The organism is Streptomyces sp. HNM0645, assembly GCF_030056615.1.
Lineage (GTDB): Bacteria > Actinomycetota > Actinomycetes > Streptomycetales > Streptomycetaceae > Streptomyces > Streptomyces marianii.
The window spans coordinates 14084-30543 of record NZ_JASHLT010000064.1; the positions used below are offsets into that span (position 1 = coordinate 14084).

Annotated in this window: 14 protein-coding genes and 5 pseudogenes; 13 read left to right on the forward strand and 6 right to left on the reverse strand. The window is 71.4% G+C overall.

Translation table 11 applies throughout. The features are described from left to right. Window positions 1-239: 239 nt before the first annotated feature. Window positions 240-1301, reverse strand: coding sequence for a PucR family transcriptional regulator (locus QMZ92_RS32180; protein WP_283301109.1), 1062 nt, complete (start codon window positions 1299-1301; stop codon window positions 240-242). Between the two features lie 397 nt (window positions 1302-1698). On the opposite strand from QMZ92_RS32180, the gene QMZ92_RS32185 reads away from it, so the two are divergent. Next, window positions 1699-1983 (forward strand): YkvA family protein, encoded by a 285-nt coding sequence (locus tag QMZ92_RS32185; protein WP_283301110.1) that lies wholly within the window; start codon window positions 1699-1701, stop codon window positions 1981-1983. A gap of 29 nt (window positions 1984-2012) precedes the next feature. On the opposite strand, the gene QMZ92_RS32190 is transcribed toward QMZ92_RS32185, so the two are convergent. Next, entirely contained in the window at window positions 2013-2657 is a 645-nt protein-coding gene (locus QMZ92_RS32190) for a CAP domain-containing protein (protein ID WP_283301111.1), read from the reverse strand. A 308-nt stretch (window positions 2658-2965) separates the two neighbouring features. On the opposite strand from QMZ92_RS32190, the pseudogene QMZ92_RS32195 reads away from it, so the two are divergent. The 9 genes and pseudogenes from QMZ92_RS32195 to QMZ92_RS32235 all read left to right on the forward strand — a co-directional run bounded on the left by QMZ92_RS32195 (window position 2966) and on the right by QMZ92_RS32235 (window position 9529). Then, window positions 2966-3300, forward strand: a pseudogene (locus QMZ92_RS32195) (ArsR/SmtB family transcription factor). Then, window positions 3297-3554: pseudogene (locus QMZ92_RS32200) on the forward strand (cation transporter); the annotation flags it as partial. The pseudogenes QMZ92_RS32195 and QMZ92_RS32200, both read left to right, overlap by 4 nt. 337 nt (window positions 3555-3891) lie before the next feature. Then, window positions 3892-4737 carry a DUF4394 domain-containing protein gene (locus QMZ92_RS32205; RefSeq protein ID WP_283301112.1) on the forward strand — a complete coding sequence of 282 codons (846 nt, stop codon included), beginning with the start codon at window positions 3892-3894 and terminating at the stop codon, window positions 4735-4737. Window positions 4738-5719: 982 nt separating this feature from the next. Further along, window positions 5720-6445 (forward strand): annotated as a pseudogene (locus QMZ92_RS32210) (class I SAM-dependent methyltransferase); the annotation flags it as partial. 1 nt (window position 6446) lies between these two features. Further along, window positions 6447-6707: pseudogene (locus QMZ92_RS32215) on the forward strand (hypothetical protein); the annotation flags it as partial. A gap of 244 nt (window positions 6708-6951) precedes the next feature. After that, on the forward strand, window positions 6952-7125 hold the full coding sequence (locus QMZ92_RS32220; protein ID WP_283301113.1) for a hypothetical protein: 174 nt from the start codon (window positions 6952-6954) through the stop codon (window positions 7123-7125). Next, window positions 7086-7673: pseudogene (locus tag QMZ92_RS32225) on the forward strand (oxidoreductase dimerization domain-containing protein); the annotation flags it as partial. The gene QMZ92_RS32220 and the pseudogene QMZ92_RS32225, both read left to right, overlap by 40 nt. Before the next feature lie 402 nt (window positions 7674-8075). After that, window positions 8076-9182: a selina-4(15),7(11)-diene synthase gene (locus QMZ92_RS32230; protein ID WP_502962186.1), complete on the forward strand. Its 1107-nt coding sequence runs from the start codon at window positions 8076-8078 to the stop codon at window positions 9180-9182. A 206-nt stretch (window positions 9183-9388) separates the two neighbouring features. Then, the gene (locus tag QMZ92_RS32235) at window positions 9389-9529 is read left to right on the forward strand and encodes a hypothetical protein (protein ID WP_283301115.1); all 141 of its coding nucleotides are present in this window, start codon (window positions 9389-9391) and stop codon (window positions 9527-9529) included. 62 nt (window positions 9530-9591) lie between these two features. Here the strand turns inward: QMZ92_RS32235 and QMZ92_RS32240 are convergent, their stop codons facing one another. Beyond that, window positions 9592-9879, reverse strand: a complete 288-nt coding sequence (locus tag QMZ92_RS32240; RefSeq protein ID WP_283301116.1) for a hypothetical protein — start codon at window positions 9877-9879, stop codon at window positions 9592-9594. A gap of 36 nt (window positions 9880-9915) precedes the next feature. Continuing rightward, entirely contained in the window at window positions 9916-11319 is a 1404-nt protein-coding gene (locus QMZ92_RS32245; protein WP_283301117.1) for a cytochrome P450, read from the reverse strand. 963 nt (window positions 11320-12282) lie between these two features. Between QMZ92_RS32245 and QMZ92_RS32250 the strand changes: the two genes are divergently transcribed. The 3 genes from QMZ92_RS32250 (at window position 12283) to QMZ92_RS32260 (ending at window position 15321) form a co-directional block, all read left to right on the forward strand. Further along, window positions 12283-13617 (forward strand): cytochrome P450, encoded by a 1335-nt coding sequence (locus tag QMZ92_RS32250; protein ID WP_349307785.1) that lies wholly within the window; start codon window positions 12283-12285, stop codon window positions 13615-13617. A gap of 573 nt (window positions 13618-14190) precedes the next feature. Then, a complete protein-coding gene (locus QMZ92_RS32255; protein WP_283301118.1) occupies window positions 14191-14619 on the forward strand; it encodes a subtilase-type protease inhibitor in 429 nt (142 codons plus the stop codon). A 336-nt stretch (window positions 14620-14955) separates the two neighbouring features. Then, on the forward strand, window positions 14956-15321 hold the full coding sequence (locus QMZ92_RS32260) for an MmcQ/YjbR family DNA-binding protein (protein ID WP_283301119.1): 366 nt from the start codon (window positions 14956-14958) through the stop codon (window positions 15319-15321). Between the two features lie 130 nt (window positions 15322-15451). On the opposite strand, the gene QMZ92_RS32265 is transcribed toward QMZ92_RS32260, so the two are convergent. Then, window positions 15452-16177 (reverse strand): DUF1775 domain-containing protein, encoded by a 726-nt coding sequence (locus QMZ92_RS32265; protein WP_283301120.1) that lies wholly within the window; start codon window positions 16175-16177, stop codon window positions 15452-15454. Next, window positions 16174-16443, reverse strand: coding sequence for a hypothetical protein (locus tag QMZ92_RS32270; RefSeq protein ID WP_283301121.1), 270 nt, complete (start codon window positions 16441-16443; stop codon window positions 16174-16176). The genes QMZ92_RS32265 and QMZ92_RS32270 overlap by 4 nt, the downstream gene beginning before the upstream one ends. Window positions 16444-16460: the final 17 nt, after the last annotated feature.

Sequence of the window (16460 nt, forward strand, 5' to 3'; positions counted from 1 at the left end):
TACCGCCCCGGAGCGCATTCGATGCCTGCTCCCGGCAGTGTTCCGCCGTAGAGGTTGCCGGTTCCAAGCAGTGACGGCCGGGGAAAGGGGCGGCAAAATCCGCGCGCCGGGCCTCCCGCGCCGAGTTCCCATGCCGTATAGGGCGGTCCGGCCCGCCCGGCGGACCGATCCGCCCGGCCGGACCCCCGGCCCGGAACCGGAACCCCGACCCGGCCGGTGACGCCGCATTCCGCGGCGGCTCACGCCTCCTGCTCGGGCCAGTCGAGGAAACGCGCGCCGATGACGGCCGTCTGGAGCGTGTATCGGTGCACGGGATCCGCCGGATCGGCACCCGTCAGCTTGTGGATGCGGTCGAGCCGGTACGTCATGGCCCGCACGCTGAGCGACAGCCGGCGCGCCGCCTCGGCCGCTACACAGCCGCTGTCGAAGTAGGCAGCGAGCGTCCCGATCAGCGGCCTGGCGCCGCCACGGGCCTCCCGCAGCGGACCGAGGACGCTCTCCACGAGGTCGGTCATGGCCTGCCGGTCGCGGGTGAGCACGGGATACACCAGCAGGTCCGCGGCCCGGAGTACGGGATCCTCCAGGCTCATGCGCTCCGCCAGGTCCAGGGCGTTCAGCGCCTCCTCGTACGAGTGGACGACTCCGCCCGCGCCCGGATGGGCGCGCCCGATGGCCACATGGCCCCCCTCCGCGGCCGCGTACGCCTGTTTGGCGAAGAAGGCGAGGACGTCCGACTGGTCCCCCGGGGCGATGCAGATCAGCCGGCCGTCCTTGGTGGTGAGCAGGATCCGGCGGTCGCCGAAGCGGGCCAGCAGCGCGGACTCGATCCGCCGCGTCGCGGGCGAGCCGTCGCCGAACGGTTCCCCGCCCTGCGCGGCGGCGACGGCGTGCGCATGGGAGAGGAGCAGCCCGAAGCGCTCCGCGCGCTCGGCCAGACGCCCCAGGTCGCTGCGCCCGTAGAGCAGATCGTCGATGAACTCGCGCCGGGCCGCCTCCTCCTGGCGCACGGCGAGCCGTTGCGCGCGCTCGTGGCCCTCCCCGAAGGCGTCGACCGCCTGCTCGACGGCGGCGAGCAGGTGGTCGGCCGCGTCGGGCGCGAGCGTCGAGCGGACCGCTCGGGCGGCGCCCAGCAGCACCCGTACGAGTGCCCGCAGGCCGACGCCCGCCTCGGCTGCTCGCTCGCCCTGGAGCCGGAGCGATTCGAGCTCGTTTCGGGTGAGCCTGCGTCCCGTGGTGCAGGCCGCGACCAGGATCTCGTCGTACCCCGCCGCGTAGTACTCGGGGGCTGTCCGATCCGCCATGCGCTCTCCCGTTCCCCCGGCTTGAGGCGTTTCCCGGCGCTGTCGCGCGCCGCGGAGGTCCGGGTGCCGGGCGGCGCGATGCCGGCACGGAACGGGCCCCGGGCGTCAAGGGTACGTAAAGATTGCCGGTGAACGGCAATGCCGGCGGGAGTCACGGTAGGAGAAACCCCTGTGCCGTCCCGTGGCGGCTGCCGGGCCTGGGCATGATGCCCCTCCACGGGCGCTGCCGGCACGATGTTCCGCGCACCGGCTGAGCTGCGCGCCCCCCGGTGGTCGGCCGCTCGCCGGGTACACGTCCGCCCGGACGGGGCCGGTGCTCAGGACCCGCCGCCGTCCGTCCGGAGGCCGTTCGGCCCCGGGCCGACTCACCACCGCCTACCGGGGTAGAAGGAAGGTCATGGACGGCAGTGCCCTCTGGTGGGTCCTCGGCGCGATCACCCTCGCCACGGCCATGGGCGCGGGGTGGCTGCTGTTGCGTGTGGTCAGGGCCCGCAGAGCGCTCGCCGACGTCGGGGTGCCGGTCAGGGACAAGGCCCTGTTCTGGGCGGCCGTGCTCTACACCGTGTCGCCCGTCGACCTGCTGCCCGACCCCGTGTACGTCGACGACATCGGTGTCCTGGTGCTCGCGCTCAGGGCTCTGCAGACGGCTGCCCGGGGTGCGGCACGGGAGAAGCCCGGATGACCGCGCCGGGACAGGGGCTCTTGGGCGCGCTACCGAGCGCCCCGCGCCAGCACCGGGCCGCTCCATGATCCGGCCGGCTCGGAGGCGGCCGGCACCGGCAGTGACCTCGGCGACGTCGGGTTGACCCCGCAACCGGCGGGAGCCCTGGTCACCAGCTTGCGGTGTGCGCCGAGAAGGTTCACGTCCCAGTAGCGGCGGTCGTATCCGATGCCGATGGCGACGATGCCGCGGTTCATCAGGACCTTGTACACCGCGTTCCCGGGGTCCGGGTCCGTCGCCCTGTCCGCGAAGTACCCGTCGTGGGTGTAGCCGTAGGCCATGGACTCGGAGATCAGACCGGAGTACAGGCCCGCGTCGGACATCCGGGTCCGCAGGTCGCGGCCGTCGCTGCCCACGGAGGTGAGCCGACCCATGGCCGCCATGTCCTTGGCGTGCGACCGCCCCACCTCGCTCGCCCGGTCGGAGACGCGCAGACCGGGCAGGCCCTGGGCCGCGCGTTCCTTGTTGATCTCACACACGATCCAGTCGACGTTCGGGTGGTACGACTGCCCGGTGGCCTCCCTCTCCGCCGCCGGGGAGGGCGACGGGGCGTCAGCCGCTTGCGCGGGGACGGCGGGTCCCCACAGGAGGGCGGCCGACAGAGCGGCTGACACAGCCGGGACCAGGGTCTTCACGATGAATCCTCCGATTCGCGCAGGGCGGGCGAGCCTCGCGTCGCCGATGCCGTCACCGTGGCACGGAGCCGGACTTCCGGCGGCCCTGACACGCCATGATCACCAGCAACCGCGACCGTGGTTGCGCCGGTGCGGTGTGCGTGAGCGACTCGGCCGTGGCGGTGCTCCACCACGTCGCGGGCGCCTGAGGGCGACCAGCGAGAGGGCCGCGAGCCGCCGTGCAGGGGGTCCGGCGCCGCCCCGCCCGACGTCAGCTCCCCTGTCGTTCATGGATCTCTGAGCTCAAGGATTCCTGTGCTGTCGACGGGGTGCGCGATCTCGTGACCGACATCGAGGTGCTGGCGCGCTTCGGCCGCGCGCTCGCCGCCCCGATCCGCAGCCGGCCGCTCCTCGCACTGCGCGAGGCCAAGCTCGTCCGCCCGACCTGGCGGACGCGATCGGCGTCTCCCGTACACGTCTGTCGAACCGTCCGGCGTGCCTGCGTTCCTGCGGTCCGGTCGTGGCCGTGCCCGAGGGGCGGCGCACGCGCTACGAACCGGCCGACCCGCGCCTCGGGCACGCACTGGACGATCCGCGCCGGGCCGTCGTGGCGGTCGCCGCGGACAGCACCCGCCCGGACACCGCGGACAGGAGCTGCCGCTGACGGCCGCGCGGATCCTGCCCGTCCCGGCGCCCGCGCGCCGGGACGCCCTGGCGCGCAGGCCACGGCTGCTGGTGGCGGCCACCATCGTCCATGACGTGACCGCGGCGGTCGTCGCGCTCACCGCGGGCTCGACCGCCTCCTCGCCGGCGCTCGTCGGCTTCGGCCTGGACTCCGTCATAGCGGTCTCCTCGGCGGCAGCCGTCGCCCGGCAGTTCTCCGCACGGGAGCACGACGTGCGGGAGTCACCGGAGAGGAACCACCGAGCTGCGTCCTCCCGGCTCCGGGACCGCCTCCCGCCGGAGAGCAGCCGTGCCGATTCCCGCACCGGCCCGAACGGTTTCGGTGTCCGTCCCGGCACCTGCACGGCCTACCCGACGTCACCGACCCGGGCTTCACCCGAGTGCCGTACACGGGCGTCCGGTGTCGGCCACGGCCGGGGCCGACACACAGGACGCGGGCCGACGCCGGATCCGGGCAGGCGTTCCCACCGCGTCTCACCGGGGTCCTCCGGCGAGCCCGTCTCCGCCGCGGGTGCTTGGCTCGCAAGTGTGTCGCCCGACGGTACGGGCGCAGACGTCTGTGGGGAACACCATGCGTAAAGCAGTCATCGGTGCAGCGCTTGCCGCTGCGGTCCTGTCCACCACGTCCTCGGCCCTGGCCACGACCGGCCCCGCGACGGGGACGCAGGGCAAGGGTCCGCGGGTGATCGGGCTGACGGCCGATCAGCGGCTGGTGGAGTTCCGGGCCGACCGGCCCGACTCCGTCTCCTCGTCGCGCGCCGTCACCGGTCTGCAGGGCGACACCACACTGGTCGGCTTCGACTTCCGCGTCCAGGACGGCCTCCTGTACGCGGTCGGCAACGCCGGTGGCGTCTACACCGTCAGGACCCGTACCGGTGTGGCCACCAAGGTCTCGCAGCTCGGCGTTCCGCTCGTGGGCACACACTTCGGTGTGGACTTCAACCCCGCCGCCGACCGGCTGCGGATCATCAGCGACGCCGGCCAGAACCTGCGGCACGACGTGACCGCGGCCGTCGGCGGAACGGTCGTCGACACCACACTCACCAACGCCCCGTCCCCCGACCCCGCGCTCGGTGTGTCGGGCGCGGCCTACACCAACAACGACCTCAGCGTCGCCACCGCCACCACCCTCTACGTCATCGACACCGTCAACGACCTCGTGTCGCTGCAGTCACCCGCCAATGGGGGCACCCTCGCTCCCACCGGCAGAATCGGTGTGGACGCGGGACCCAACGCGGGCTTCGACATCCACTACTCGCCCAAGCAGGGTGTCAACACGGGCTACGCCGCCCTCCGGGTCGCCAACAGCTACCGCTTCTACCGCGTCAACCTGCAGAACGGGGCGGCCAAGCGCATCGGCACCTTCCCGGCCGCGCGGCAGGTGACCGACATCGCCCTGCCGCTGAACCAGAAGTGAGCCGTGCCCCGCGCACCTGCGCGGAGCCACAACGCCCGTGAGGGCAGGGCGAACTGTCGCTCCCCGGACGGCACCGTGCCTCCGGGGAGCGGTTCCGGTCCGGCCGGATACACCGCCGCACTCCAGGCGGCTCGTGCCGTGTTCAGGCGGAGCGGATCACGCGCCGCGCGTTCCGTGCCCGCCGTAGGACGGACGCCCGCCGTACCGGGCAAGGCTGTGCGGCGAGGTGCTTCGCCGGCTCCCCGGCCTCGGTGGTCGCCTCCTCGGAGGCGCGCGACCGGCGTGGGCGCGGGGTCCGGACGACCGGGGCGGAGCACCGCCGGCAGCTGCCCGGGCCATCGCCGCCCAGATCGCCACTCAGCTCCGGCGCGCCGGCTACCGGCCCGGCAGCGGCGTCCCCGTGGTGCTGCTCAGCTGCAGCGGCGGCGCTCAGGTCGCTACAAAAGCGGTCGAGGGACTGCACACCTGGCTCCGCGTCCCCTCCTGCTGATCACACTCGGCGGGTTCCACAACGGAGCCAACGACCTCACACGTGCCGTGCGCCTGCATCGGCTGACCAGCGCGAGCGACCGCATCGAACGCGTCGGCACGCCGATGTTCCCCCCAGCGATGGCGGCTGTTGCGCGGCAGCGGATGGAACCGGGCCCGCCGTGCCGGGAAGAGCACCGTGCATCGGCTCGGTCCCGCCACGCGCGTCGGGCCGCGCAGCTACAGCAGCCGACGGCCCGGGTGCCCGACGGCCGCAGCCATCTCGACCGCACCGCCGACACGGTGACCGCGCTGATCCACGCCCATCGCGGTGCTGCGGCACGGAAATCCCCCGTTGCGCCGAGGGCGTCGGCCGCGGCGCGGACCTTGCCGTACACGGCGCCGGTCCCACCCGGCGGCGTCCGACCGGCGTACTGTTGTGCCGGTGCGCAGGGACCCGCCATCCCTCACCGCACCCCCCCGAACGGCGCCTTTGCACGGAGGTCGCTCCACCATGCCCGCCGACGCCACGTCACCGAAGAAGCTGCGCAACAACCGGGCCGCCCTCGCCCACAAGGTCGGGTACGCCCTGCACCACCCCGGCCGCGTCTTCCCGTACGTCCGCCGCGCCGTCCGGGACTTCTGGCTGCGCCTGAAGCACCCCGACCACATCGGCTACTACCGGGCCGTGATGGCTTCGGACACCCGCCGCAACCCCGAGGCCGCCGTCGGCAGCCAGACCCACGAGCGCTGGCTCGCGCTCGGGCGGATGCAGTTCGACTACCTCCTCGAGCACGGCCTGCGCCCCGAACACCGGATGCTCGACATCGGCTGCGGCAATCTGCGCGCCGGCTGGCGTTTCATCGACCATCTCGGCACCGGCAACTACTACGGCATCGACATCTCGCCCGACATCCTGATCGCCGCCAAGAAGACCCTGACCGAGCGCCGGCTCCAGGACAAGCTTCCCCATCTGACCCTCGTCGGCGACCTCACCCTGGACTTCCTGCCCAGCGACCACTTCGACGTCGTCCACGCGCACAGCGTCTTCTCCCACTCGCCGCTGGAGGTCATCGAGGAATGCCTCGCACACGTCGGCCGAGTGCTGACGGACACCGGGTTCTTCGACTTCACCTTCGACCGCACCGAGGGAGCCGAACACCAGGTGCTGCGCGAGGACTTCTACTACCGGACCGAGACGCTCCTCGCCCTGGCGCGCGGACACGGCCTGCAGGCACGCNGCACACGTCGGCCGAGTGCTGACGGACACCGGGTTCTTCGACTTCACCTTCGACCGCACCGAGGGAGCCGAACACCAGGTGCTGCGCGAGGACTTCTACTACCGGACCGAGACGCTCCTCGCCCTGGCGCGCGGACACGGCCTGCAGGCACGCTTCATGGAGGACTGGGAGAAGCGCCCCCACGGCCAGTCGAAGATCCGGGTCAGCCGCGCGCCCCTGGCGGGAAGAGGGGCTTCTGGCCGCCCGGGGAGCAACCTCTGAGAATCGTGTTCCAGGGCGAGGGCAGGGCAGCAATCACAGGCGTTCGCGAGCTGCCGGAGGAGACGGGGACCTCATCGCATCGGAGCTGACCGCCCAGGGCTTCGGCACCTGCTCGGCCCGTTCGCACTCGGGCGGCTACTCGTGGTGCCGCTGAGAGCGTCCGCGCCTGCGAGAGCGGGTGCTGTCACGGGGCACCGCTCGCACGTATCCGGAACGGTCGCCCGAAGAACCGTGCCCAGACGCCGTGGAGCCCTTCCAGGGGACGGCGGCGTGCGACGACGTCACCCTGATCCTCGTGCGCACCCGCGCCCTCAGCCCCACACAGGCCGTCTCCCGGACGCTGCCCCGCGACCAGAGCGCCGTTCGGCACGCCCAGGACCTGGGGACCGGCCGACCGTGGACGACACGTACCGCGTGACGGGAGTCGCCGACGGCTGGCTGTACGCGGTCGGCGACGTCAACCACCGAGCGCTGATGGCGCATCAGGGGAAGTACCAGGCGCGGATGGCAGGTGCCGTGATCGGCGCCCGCGCCAAGGGGGAACCGCTCGTTGACGGGCGGTGGGGCGCGCACGCCTCGACCGCCGACAGCGACGCCGTGCCCCAAGTCGTCTTCACCGCCCGGACGTCGCCGACGTGCGTCTGACCACGAGGGAGCCGAGCGCACCGGCCGCCGGGTCGACGTCGTGGACTACGACATCGGCCGGGTCGCGGGCTGTCCAGTACGCCGAAGGCTACCGGGGGAAGGCACGTGCTGATCGACCGCGACCGAGGCACCGTCGTCGGCGTCACCTTCGTCGGCCCCGGAGTGCAGGAACTGCTGTACTCGGTGACTGTCCTGATCACCAGTGAGGCCCCAGTGGAGCGGCTCTGGCACGCGGTCCCGGCGTTCCCGACCATCAGCGAGGTGTGGCTGCGCATCCTCGAGACGTACCGCGTCCGGAACCGGGGCAACGAGGCGGCCTGACGTCGACCGGAGCGAGGGTGCGGCCTGACGTCGCGTCGGCGTCACCCGGCCGTCCCGGGTGTGCGGTCCCGCCTCCCTGGTGCACGGCCCCGGACCAACGGCGCTTCCTGCGGCTTGGGTTGCCCGTCCAGCGTGGTGCACGGGCTCCGGGACGTCCGCGTGCGGTGCGGCCCTCTGCGGCGGACTCAGCCCTCGGCCACCCGGATGATCGTTCTGCCGGGGACGCGCCGCCCGGCTCCGCGCCTGGACGAATCAGCACCTGACCGGCCCCACGCGCCTCAAGCGTCCGGAACCTCTTGGACCACCGACTTTCGGTCACTACGATGCCACTTAGTATGTGATCACTCTGTGTGCAGTTCCGGCCATGGTCTGTGCATCCCCCCGGAGTGACCGTCGCGCGCCATGACTGAAAGGGACTCAAGAGTGAGGCCTGCGCTGGCAGTTCCCCCCATTTACGCTCCTATCCCTCCCGCCGTGCACCCGAGCCACAAGGCGATCGACGCCCGGACGGCCGCTTGGGCGGACCGGTTCAACATCGGTTCACCCGAGTGGCGACGGCGTCTCGTCACCCAGGACATCGGCGTCTTCGCCGCGCGGATCCTCCCGGAAGGGCGGGAGGAGGTCGTCTCGGTCCTGTCCGACTTCGTCATCTGGCTGTTCGGGGTGGACGACGGCTACTGCGAGGAGGGCGAGCTCGGCATCAAGCCGGGCGAGCTCGCCGCCACGCTCAGTCGGCTGCTGCGCGTGGCGCAGAACCCGGAAGTGACCATGCTCTCCGGGGACCCACTCGCCGAAGGACTGCGGGACCTGACGCTGCGGGTATCGCGATGGGGAACGCCCCTGCAGACCGCACGGTGGGTGGACACCCTGCGGGAGTACTTCTTCGCCGTGGTGTGGGAGGCCGAGCACCGGGCAGCGGGCCGGATCCCCGGCCTCAACGACTACGCGCTGATGCGTCTCTACGTCGGCGCGACTTCCGTCGTGCCGCCGTTCCTGGAGATGGGCCACGGGTACGAACTCCAGCCGCACGAGCGGGACAGCAAGGCGGTGCGGGCAGCCGGCGAGATGACGTCCTTCATCACCACGTGGGACAACGACATCTACTCCCACCACAAGGAGAGCCGGGGCGCCAATTACTACCTCAACGTCATCCGGGTCCTCGAGCACGAGTACGGGCTGAGCCCGCACCAGGCCCTGACCCGGGCGATAGCCCAGCGCGACCGGGTGATGTGCCTCTTCCTGAGCCTGCGCGCGAAGCTCGAGGACGAGGGCAGCCCCCAGGTACGGCAGTACCTCGCCAGTCTGGCGTCCTTCATCCGGGCGACCCAGGACTGGAGCGTCAGCTCGCTGCGCTACACCACTCCGGACGACCCCGCCGCCCTTTCGTCGTCGTTCTCCGACCGCCCGACCGACACCAGCCGGGAACCCCTCGACATCCCTTCGATCTCCTGGTGGTGGGACCTGGTGCCCGCTTCCCGGACCGCACCGTTGAATGACGCCGCCGCATAGGGCGGTTGAGCAGACGGGAGGGCCCGGGCGTACGGCGCTGTGCGCGTACGGCCGGGCCCTTCCCCATCGGTCTCAGACCCCTGTCACAACTGCCTTCGCGGCACGGGATCGCACGACCGGCCGACGAGACCGGCAGCATGGTCCGCCGGTGGGGCGAGCCGTGGGGAACTGATCACCGGATGCGTCCGGGTGCGGAGTCCACGGTGGTGACCGAGCCGGAGCCGGAGCAGTCGCCGTTCAACGTGGTCGTGCGTGACCCGGGCATCCCGGTGTGGGTGAACGCGGGGCATGACGCAGAGGTCTTCGACAAGAACGCGCCACGGGCCGCTACGACCGTTGCCGACTGACAGGAACGGCCGGCCTTTCCTGCCGGTCGGCCACACTCGGATCGCCCCGCCCCGTGTCCGCATCACACGACTCGGGCCCGGAGCAGGCACATGATCGGCCGGACAAGTCGCGGGCGCCTGGTGACGGCAGAACGGGCCCCGTCCAGCTCGGTGAGCTGGACGGGGCTCGCGGCCCTGCTCTTCCACTCCTGCCGGCGGCGGGCGACGCGTGGCGTGATCAGCCGCGACTCGACGAGCGGCACGATCACTCTCTCCACGAGGGGACGCACGAGCGCAGCAAGGCCGGCGCAGACGGTGCAGGAGACGAGAAGAGCGGCCGTGCCGCTCGGCACTCCCTTCCTGGACCACATCCAGTGATCACGTTTCAGGCGTGCCGGGCACGGCTGCTACCGAGAGAGCAGCGAGCGCCACCAGGACCGCTGCAGGCCTGACACCGCTGCGGGAGGACGGGGGTGCTGCTGCGTGGCCGACGCCGCGGGTAGCGGCTGAGCGGCGACCGGGGCCCCCTGCGCGGGATGGAGGTCGCCGAGGGAGCGCGGCGAGGTGAACCGAACGGGAAGCGCGTCCGGTCGCTTGGTGAGCCAGTTGGAGGTGACACCGATCTCGGTCTCCGGGATCGACAGGGCCATGTCGGGCAGGAGGGACATGAGCTCGTCGATGCCGGTGTCGGCGATGGCGCGGCCGATGTCACCGCCGGGGCACTCGTGCGGGCCGGCGCTGAGCGCGAGGTGCGAGCGGTTGCCGTGCATCGGCACGCTCAGGTCGGGGCGCTGTTCGGGGTCCACGTTGGCTGCGGCGATGCACAGCATGAGCAGGTCACCCTTCCTGATGTGCTGACCGCCGATCATCGTGTCGGACGTCGCCCACCGGCCGGGGATGGTGGCAATGCTGGGGTTGTCCCACATGACCTGCTCCAGAGCGTCGGGGAGGGTCATCTGCCCGCCGGAGAGGTTCCCGCGGAACCGCCGGTCGGTGAGGATCAGCCGCAGGGTGTGGGCGATCAGATTGACCGTGCCCTGATGCGCCGCCACGAGGATCATGCGCAGGTGCTCGACGACCTCCGTGTCGGTGAGCTGAGACTCGTGGAGGATGAGGCGCGATGCCAGGTCATCGCCCGGGGCGGTCTTCTTGTAGGCGACCAGGTCGGTCAGCACCTGGGTGACCACCGCATTGCTGGCGGCCGCGGTCTCGCTGCCGCGCACCAGGTCCAGCGTCGGCTCGACCAGGAGGGGACCCTTGTCCGGCGTCATGCCGAGCAGGCGGCTGACGACCAGCATGGGCAGCGGCTCGGCGTAGTCGCGCACGAGGTCGGCGGTGCCGTCCCTGCGGAAGCCGGCGACGAGCTGGCGGGTGTAGTGCGTCACGTACTTGCGCATACCGCGGCGGTTGAACTGGGTAAGACCGTCCACGACGGCGCCGCGCAGGCGAGCATGCTCGTCACCGTCGGCGAAGACGCACAGAGGCTGCCAGGCCACCATGGGCATGAGGGGCGAGTCCGCCGGAACACGGTTCTCGATGAAGGCGTTCCAGAGCCGGGAGTCCCGGCTGAACAGCTTCGGCGTGCGCATGACCTCCAGGTTCTCCCGGTACCCCAGGACCATCCAGGCCGGGATGTCGCCGTGCAGGAGGACCGGGGCGACCGGACCGTGCTGCTTGCGGAGCCCCTCGTACGTCGCGGCCGGGTCGGTGACCTCCGGCAGCCGCACGAGGCCGTTCCTGGCCATGCCGTGCGCGGGGCACCCGGGCGGCGGCATGAGCCCGTCGGCAGATATCGGGGATGGGGTGGTCACGGGGCCTCCGGTGATTGAGAGCACCCCTGTCACGAAGGCCGGCCGGGGCACTCATGAGCGTCCTTGCGGACCGCGGGCAGCGGTCCCGGCCGCCGGTCTCCGATGAGCAAGATCGGCAGCGCAGGGGCAGCATATCTTCCGCACAAGAACACCCGACAAGCCATCAAAGCCCTTTCAGGACAGCATGGTTAAGCAGTCAACCGATCGTCGGTGTCCAAGCTGAGCAGAGCCTGCTGGTGAAGGGCCGGCTCGGCGTCCTGCTCCCTGGGGTCGCGCAGGCGAACGTGGCCCGCTGGGGAGTGGGACCTCGGTCCAGGTGCTTCCCTTTGCCTTGGGCAGCCGCCTGATCGGTCGACCACGTGGGCGTCTTGCGCGTACGGCTCCGCGGGGTGAGGGGCAACTCCTGGAACGGGCCGGGACGTCGAGGTCAGCGGCGAGGACCCGGGCGGGACCAGGAAGTCGCGACGGGCCGGGGCCGGAGGAGTCTCGAGCACCCTATCGGCCGGTTTGCGCAGGTCACAATCCCATGACCCGCAAAGGGGAGAGTCCGTTTCCCTCTTCTTCTGCGTTCCCGTGTCCACCCACCCCGGCCGCGGGCAGCGCCAGACGCGAGGCCGGGCGCAACTGGCCGGGTGCGGCTCTGAGGTGAACCGGCTGCCTCAGAAGCCCTGTTGAAAACGATCAAGCGCGAATAGTATGCGCCGGACTGGATCGTTCCGGCTGGCCGATTGATCGCGCGCAACCGACCATCCCCCCCCCACACACCGTCACGCCGGGGCAGCCCAGCACCGGCGCGAGACCGTCGCGAGAGGACCCAGACGTGTCACTGGATTCCATACCCCGGGCGAAGGGCCGCGTGCCCGGCCTCGGCCACGTACCCCGCGTGCTGCGTNCCCCCCCCCACACACCGTCACGCCGGGGCAGCCCAGCACCGGCGCGAGACCGTCGCGAGAGGACCCAGACGTGTCACTGGATTCCATACCCCGGGCGAAGGGCCGCGTGCCCGGCCTCGGCCACGTACCCCGCGTGCTGCGTGATCCGCTCGGAGTCCTCAGAGCCCTCCACGCCGAAGGGCCCGTCCTGCGCCTGGACATCGGCACCATGCCCGTCGTCGTCGTCACCACCCCCGACACGATCACCGAAGTCCTCGTCAAGAAGGGCAAGCACTTCAGGAAGGGCCGACTCTTCGACCGGCTGAGGCCGCTGGTCGGCAACGGCATCGGCAACTCCGAGGGCGCGACCCACATCCGCAACCGACGCCTCATCCAGCCGATGTTCTACAAGGAGCGCCTCGAGGGCTACGCGCACGTCATGGCCGAGCGTTCCCAGATGCTGGCGGACTCCTGGAGCCACGGCCAGACCATCGATGCAGCCAAGGTCGCGGGCAGCTTCACCATCGAGACCCTCGCCGCGACCATCTTCAGCGCCGACATCGGCCGTCCAGCCGTCGAGTCCGTCCGCGAGGACCTGCCCGTCATCCTCCGCGTCATGCTGCGCCGGGCCCTCGCCCCCAAAGCCCTGGACGGGCTCCCGATCTGGAGGTCCTTCGACCGCTCGGCCTCCCGGATGCGCGCCGTGATCGAGGAGGTCATCGCCACCACCCGCGCCTCCAACCCCGAGAGCCGCACGGACCTGCTCTCCCTGCTGCTCTCCGCACGCGATGAGACCGGCGCCGGCATGACCGACGAAGAAGTCCGCGACGAACTCGCCACCATGCTCTTCGCCGGGAGCGAGACAACCGCCTCCACACTCGCCTGGGCCATGTACCACATCGGCCAGCGGCCCGACGTCGAAGCAGAACTCCTCACAGAGATCAAGAACGCCGTCGGCGACCGGCCCGTCGCCTTCGCCGACGTACAGAACCTGCCCGCCATCACCCGCGTCCTGAACGAAGTGATCCGGCTCCACGGAGTCACCACGCTCATGCGACGCACCATCGACCCCGTCACCATCGGCGGCTACGACCTTCCCGCCGACACCGAGGTCCTCTTCAGCCCCTACGCCATGCACCGTGACCCGAACCTGTACCCGGAACCCGACCGCTTCGACCCCGACCGCTGGCTTCCCGAACGATCAGCCGACCGCCCGCGCCACCACGTTGCTCCCTTCGGCGCCGGCAACCGCAAGTGCATCGGCGACAAGTTCGCCTGGCTCGAAGCAACCATCATCCTGGCCACCATCCTGCCCCGCTGGAAGCTCCGCTCCGTCCCCGGCAGCAAGCCACCGGCCGAGGCCACCGCGTCCATGGCACATCCCATTCGCGTGCCCATGGTCGTCCACCGCCGCCAGGACGTCTGACCCTCCCGCTCGATACGACGCGAGCCAGTGGTGGCACCCGATCCGGGAAGGGCTCTGCAGACGCCCACGGAGCCGGGTCTGCCGGTCGCGGTTCGCGGGCGGCCGAAGGCGACGACTTCCTCGAGCAGGGCCCTGTTGCGAGTGGCAACAGCCCGGGACTGCTTCAGGCGGTTGACGGCGCGCCCAACAGCGTTGCGTCGCTGTACCGATCTCGGAACCTTGACCCCCTTTGACGCGGGCGCCGGTGGTGGGTCGGTGCGGGCCCCGTGCATGCTGGTGCGCGCGGACGCCGGGTGCGCGGTCCGGTCCGGGGGACGAAGCCGTCCGGCCGTTTGCGGACCGGTCCCGTCCGGTCCCGGGCGAGGGTGCCGGAACGCGGGTCGTCGCGACCGCCTGGGTGCTTTCTCATCTTCTCCGTGGGCTCCCGGCCAGTGGTTGAAGAGGGGAAGTTACCGAAACGAACGGGGTGGTTGTGCCGTTCACACGGGGGACCGGCAGACTCGGGAACGCCCACCCGGTGCTGCAGCACTCATCGTTCACCCAGGAGAGTCCACCCACGAAAGGACGAGAACCATGCGGAAGACCGCTCGATGGACGGCAGGCGGTGCCACCCTCGCCTTCGCGCTGCTCGGGTCGACGGCCGGCGTCGCGTACGGCGCGCCCGCCTCGCTGTACGCTCCCTCGGCGCTGGTCCTGACCACGGCACACGGGGAGAGCGCCACAACGGGCCCGGAGCATGCGGTCGTCCTCACCTGCGCGCCCGGCGCCACCGGTACGCATCCGGACTCGGAAGGCGCGTGCGCCGCCCTCGCACAGGTGAAGGGCGAGTTCGGCAGCCTCGCCGAGATCAGCCGCGGTCAGCCGCGCTTCTGCACCAGGGAGTACAACCCCGTCACGGTGACGGCCCGGGGCGTCTGGCAGGGCATGCGGGTGAACTATGAGCACACCTTCGCCAACGAATGCGTCAAGAACACCGAAGGCGCGGCCGTCTTCGCGTTCTGAGTGATTCCGCGGAGGAGGGATCACCCGACAGGGGAATCGGGGGTGGCCGTCGCCACCCCCGATTCCCGTTCCCCCGGAAATCCGGCGTCCGCACGCCGAACGCCTGAGCTACTGCCATGCGGGCAGCGCGAGATCGCCGTACGCGAGATGCCGTACGGCGGTACGGTGACGTGCAGTGCCACAGCGGTGGGGGTGAGCGGGCCCACGTCCTGGAGCGTACGACCGGGGCGAACGCCGCGGCACCGACTTCTCGCCGTCCGGCGCGCCGTGACGCCGTCGGCGTCGGCGCGGTCCGCGCGCGGAGGTGTGTCAGCGGCGCTGGCTACGGTGGGGCACATGATCGAGGCCGAGGACATCCGCCGTATCGCTCTGTCGCTTCCTGAAACGGTGGAGAAGGAAGCATGGAGCATGCCCACGTTCCGCGTGGCCGGGAAGATGTACATCACGATCCCCGACGATCAGACGTCGTTCGCCGTGCGCTGCCCGAAGCACGAGCGGACCGAACTGATCGCCGCGGAGCCGCAGAAGTTCTGGGTGCCACCGCACGAGGCGAGTTCGTCCTGGGTCCGGGTGCGGCTCGGCGCGCTGGAGGACCTGGCCGAACTACGTGACATTCTCGTCGACTCCTGGAGACAGGCGGCGCCGGACCGGTTGGCGGAGGAGCATCCCGAACTGCGGCCGGGAGTGGGCTCAGGCGAGTGAGGGGCGTGCGGTCTGGGGAGGGAAGGACACGGCTGAGGCGGGCGTGCCCTCGGGCCGGTGACCGGAGTCGGCCCCTCCCTCCGGCCTGGTGACTCCGGCCGGCGAGGACCACACCCGCGATCCCCGTCCGTCAGCTCGCGCGGGAGCGCCGCCGGAGCAGGTACACCAGCGAGGCGACCGCGGCCGCGACCGCCGTGGCGATCGCGGTCCAGCCGCCTGTCGACAGACCGCCGCTCTCCGCCGCCGCACCCGTGGCCGGAGTGTTCGCAGGGGACGCCTCGGGGGCGGGGCGCGCCGGAGCGCTGGGAGCGGGTGTCGGCGAGGCGGCGGGCGTGGGGTTCTTCACGGTGGCGCCGGGCGCGGCCGCCCCGAGCTTCAGCACGGGTGCGGAGTTGCCGTGGCCGTGGCCGCTGGTGGCGCCGAGTTCGATCCAGCGGTCGACGCGTCCGTCGCCGTAGCCCTGCAGCGTCTTGAAGGCGAGTTCCTCGACGTCGGGCAACTGCCGGACGCGCACCGAGTACTCGGCGTCGGCCCCGACGGCGACGGCGGGCCCCTTGACCGTGTAACCGTCGGCCGCGGTGCCGAACGTCCAGCCCTCGGGGCCGTCCTCGTACGTGACGTCGGTGGGGACGATCCCCGCGGGGAGGACGACGCGCAGGGATGTGATCCCGGCCCTGTCGGACTCCGATTCGGCGTTGAAGGTGAGCGTGACGTTCTCGGCGAGAGCCTGTGCCTTGTCGGCCTCGACTTCGACGTGCGCGGCCGCCGGGCCGGCGCCCAGCAGTACGGCACCGGCACCGGCAGCGGTGGCGAGGCAGAGGCACGCGCGGCGGATGCTCGTGGGGGTACGGGTCATGGCGTCTCCGGATCGTGGTGGATGAGCGCCGCCCGGGGGCCGCGCGGTGACGGCCATGGCCTGCCCAGGGGCTCGCGGCCGCAGCGGTCGTGCACCAGTCCCACAGCGAGGAGCGCGGTCACCGCCGCGGCGTCCGCCGCCCGGTCCGAGGGCTCGCGGGCCGCGAGGGGGCGGGCGGTGAGCCCGAGTACGCCGCCCACGAGGGCGAACACGGCCGCCCGCACGACGTGCAGTGGGGAACGCGGGTCCGCGTGCGGCAAGTGCATGGCCCGCCCATCATGAA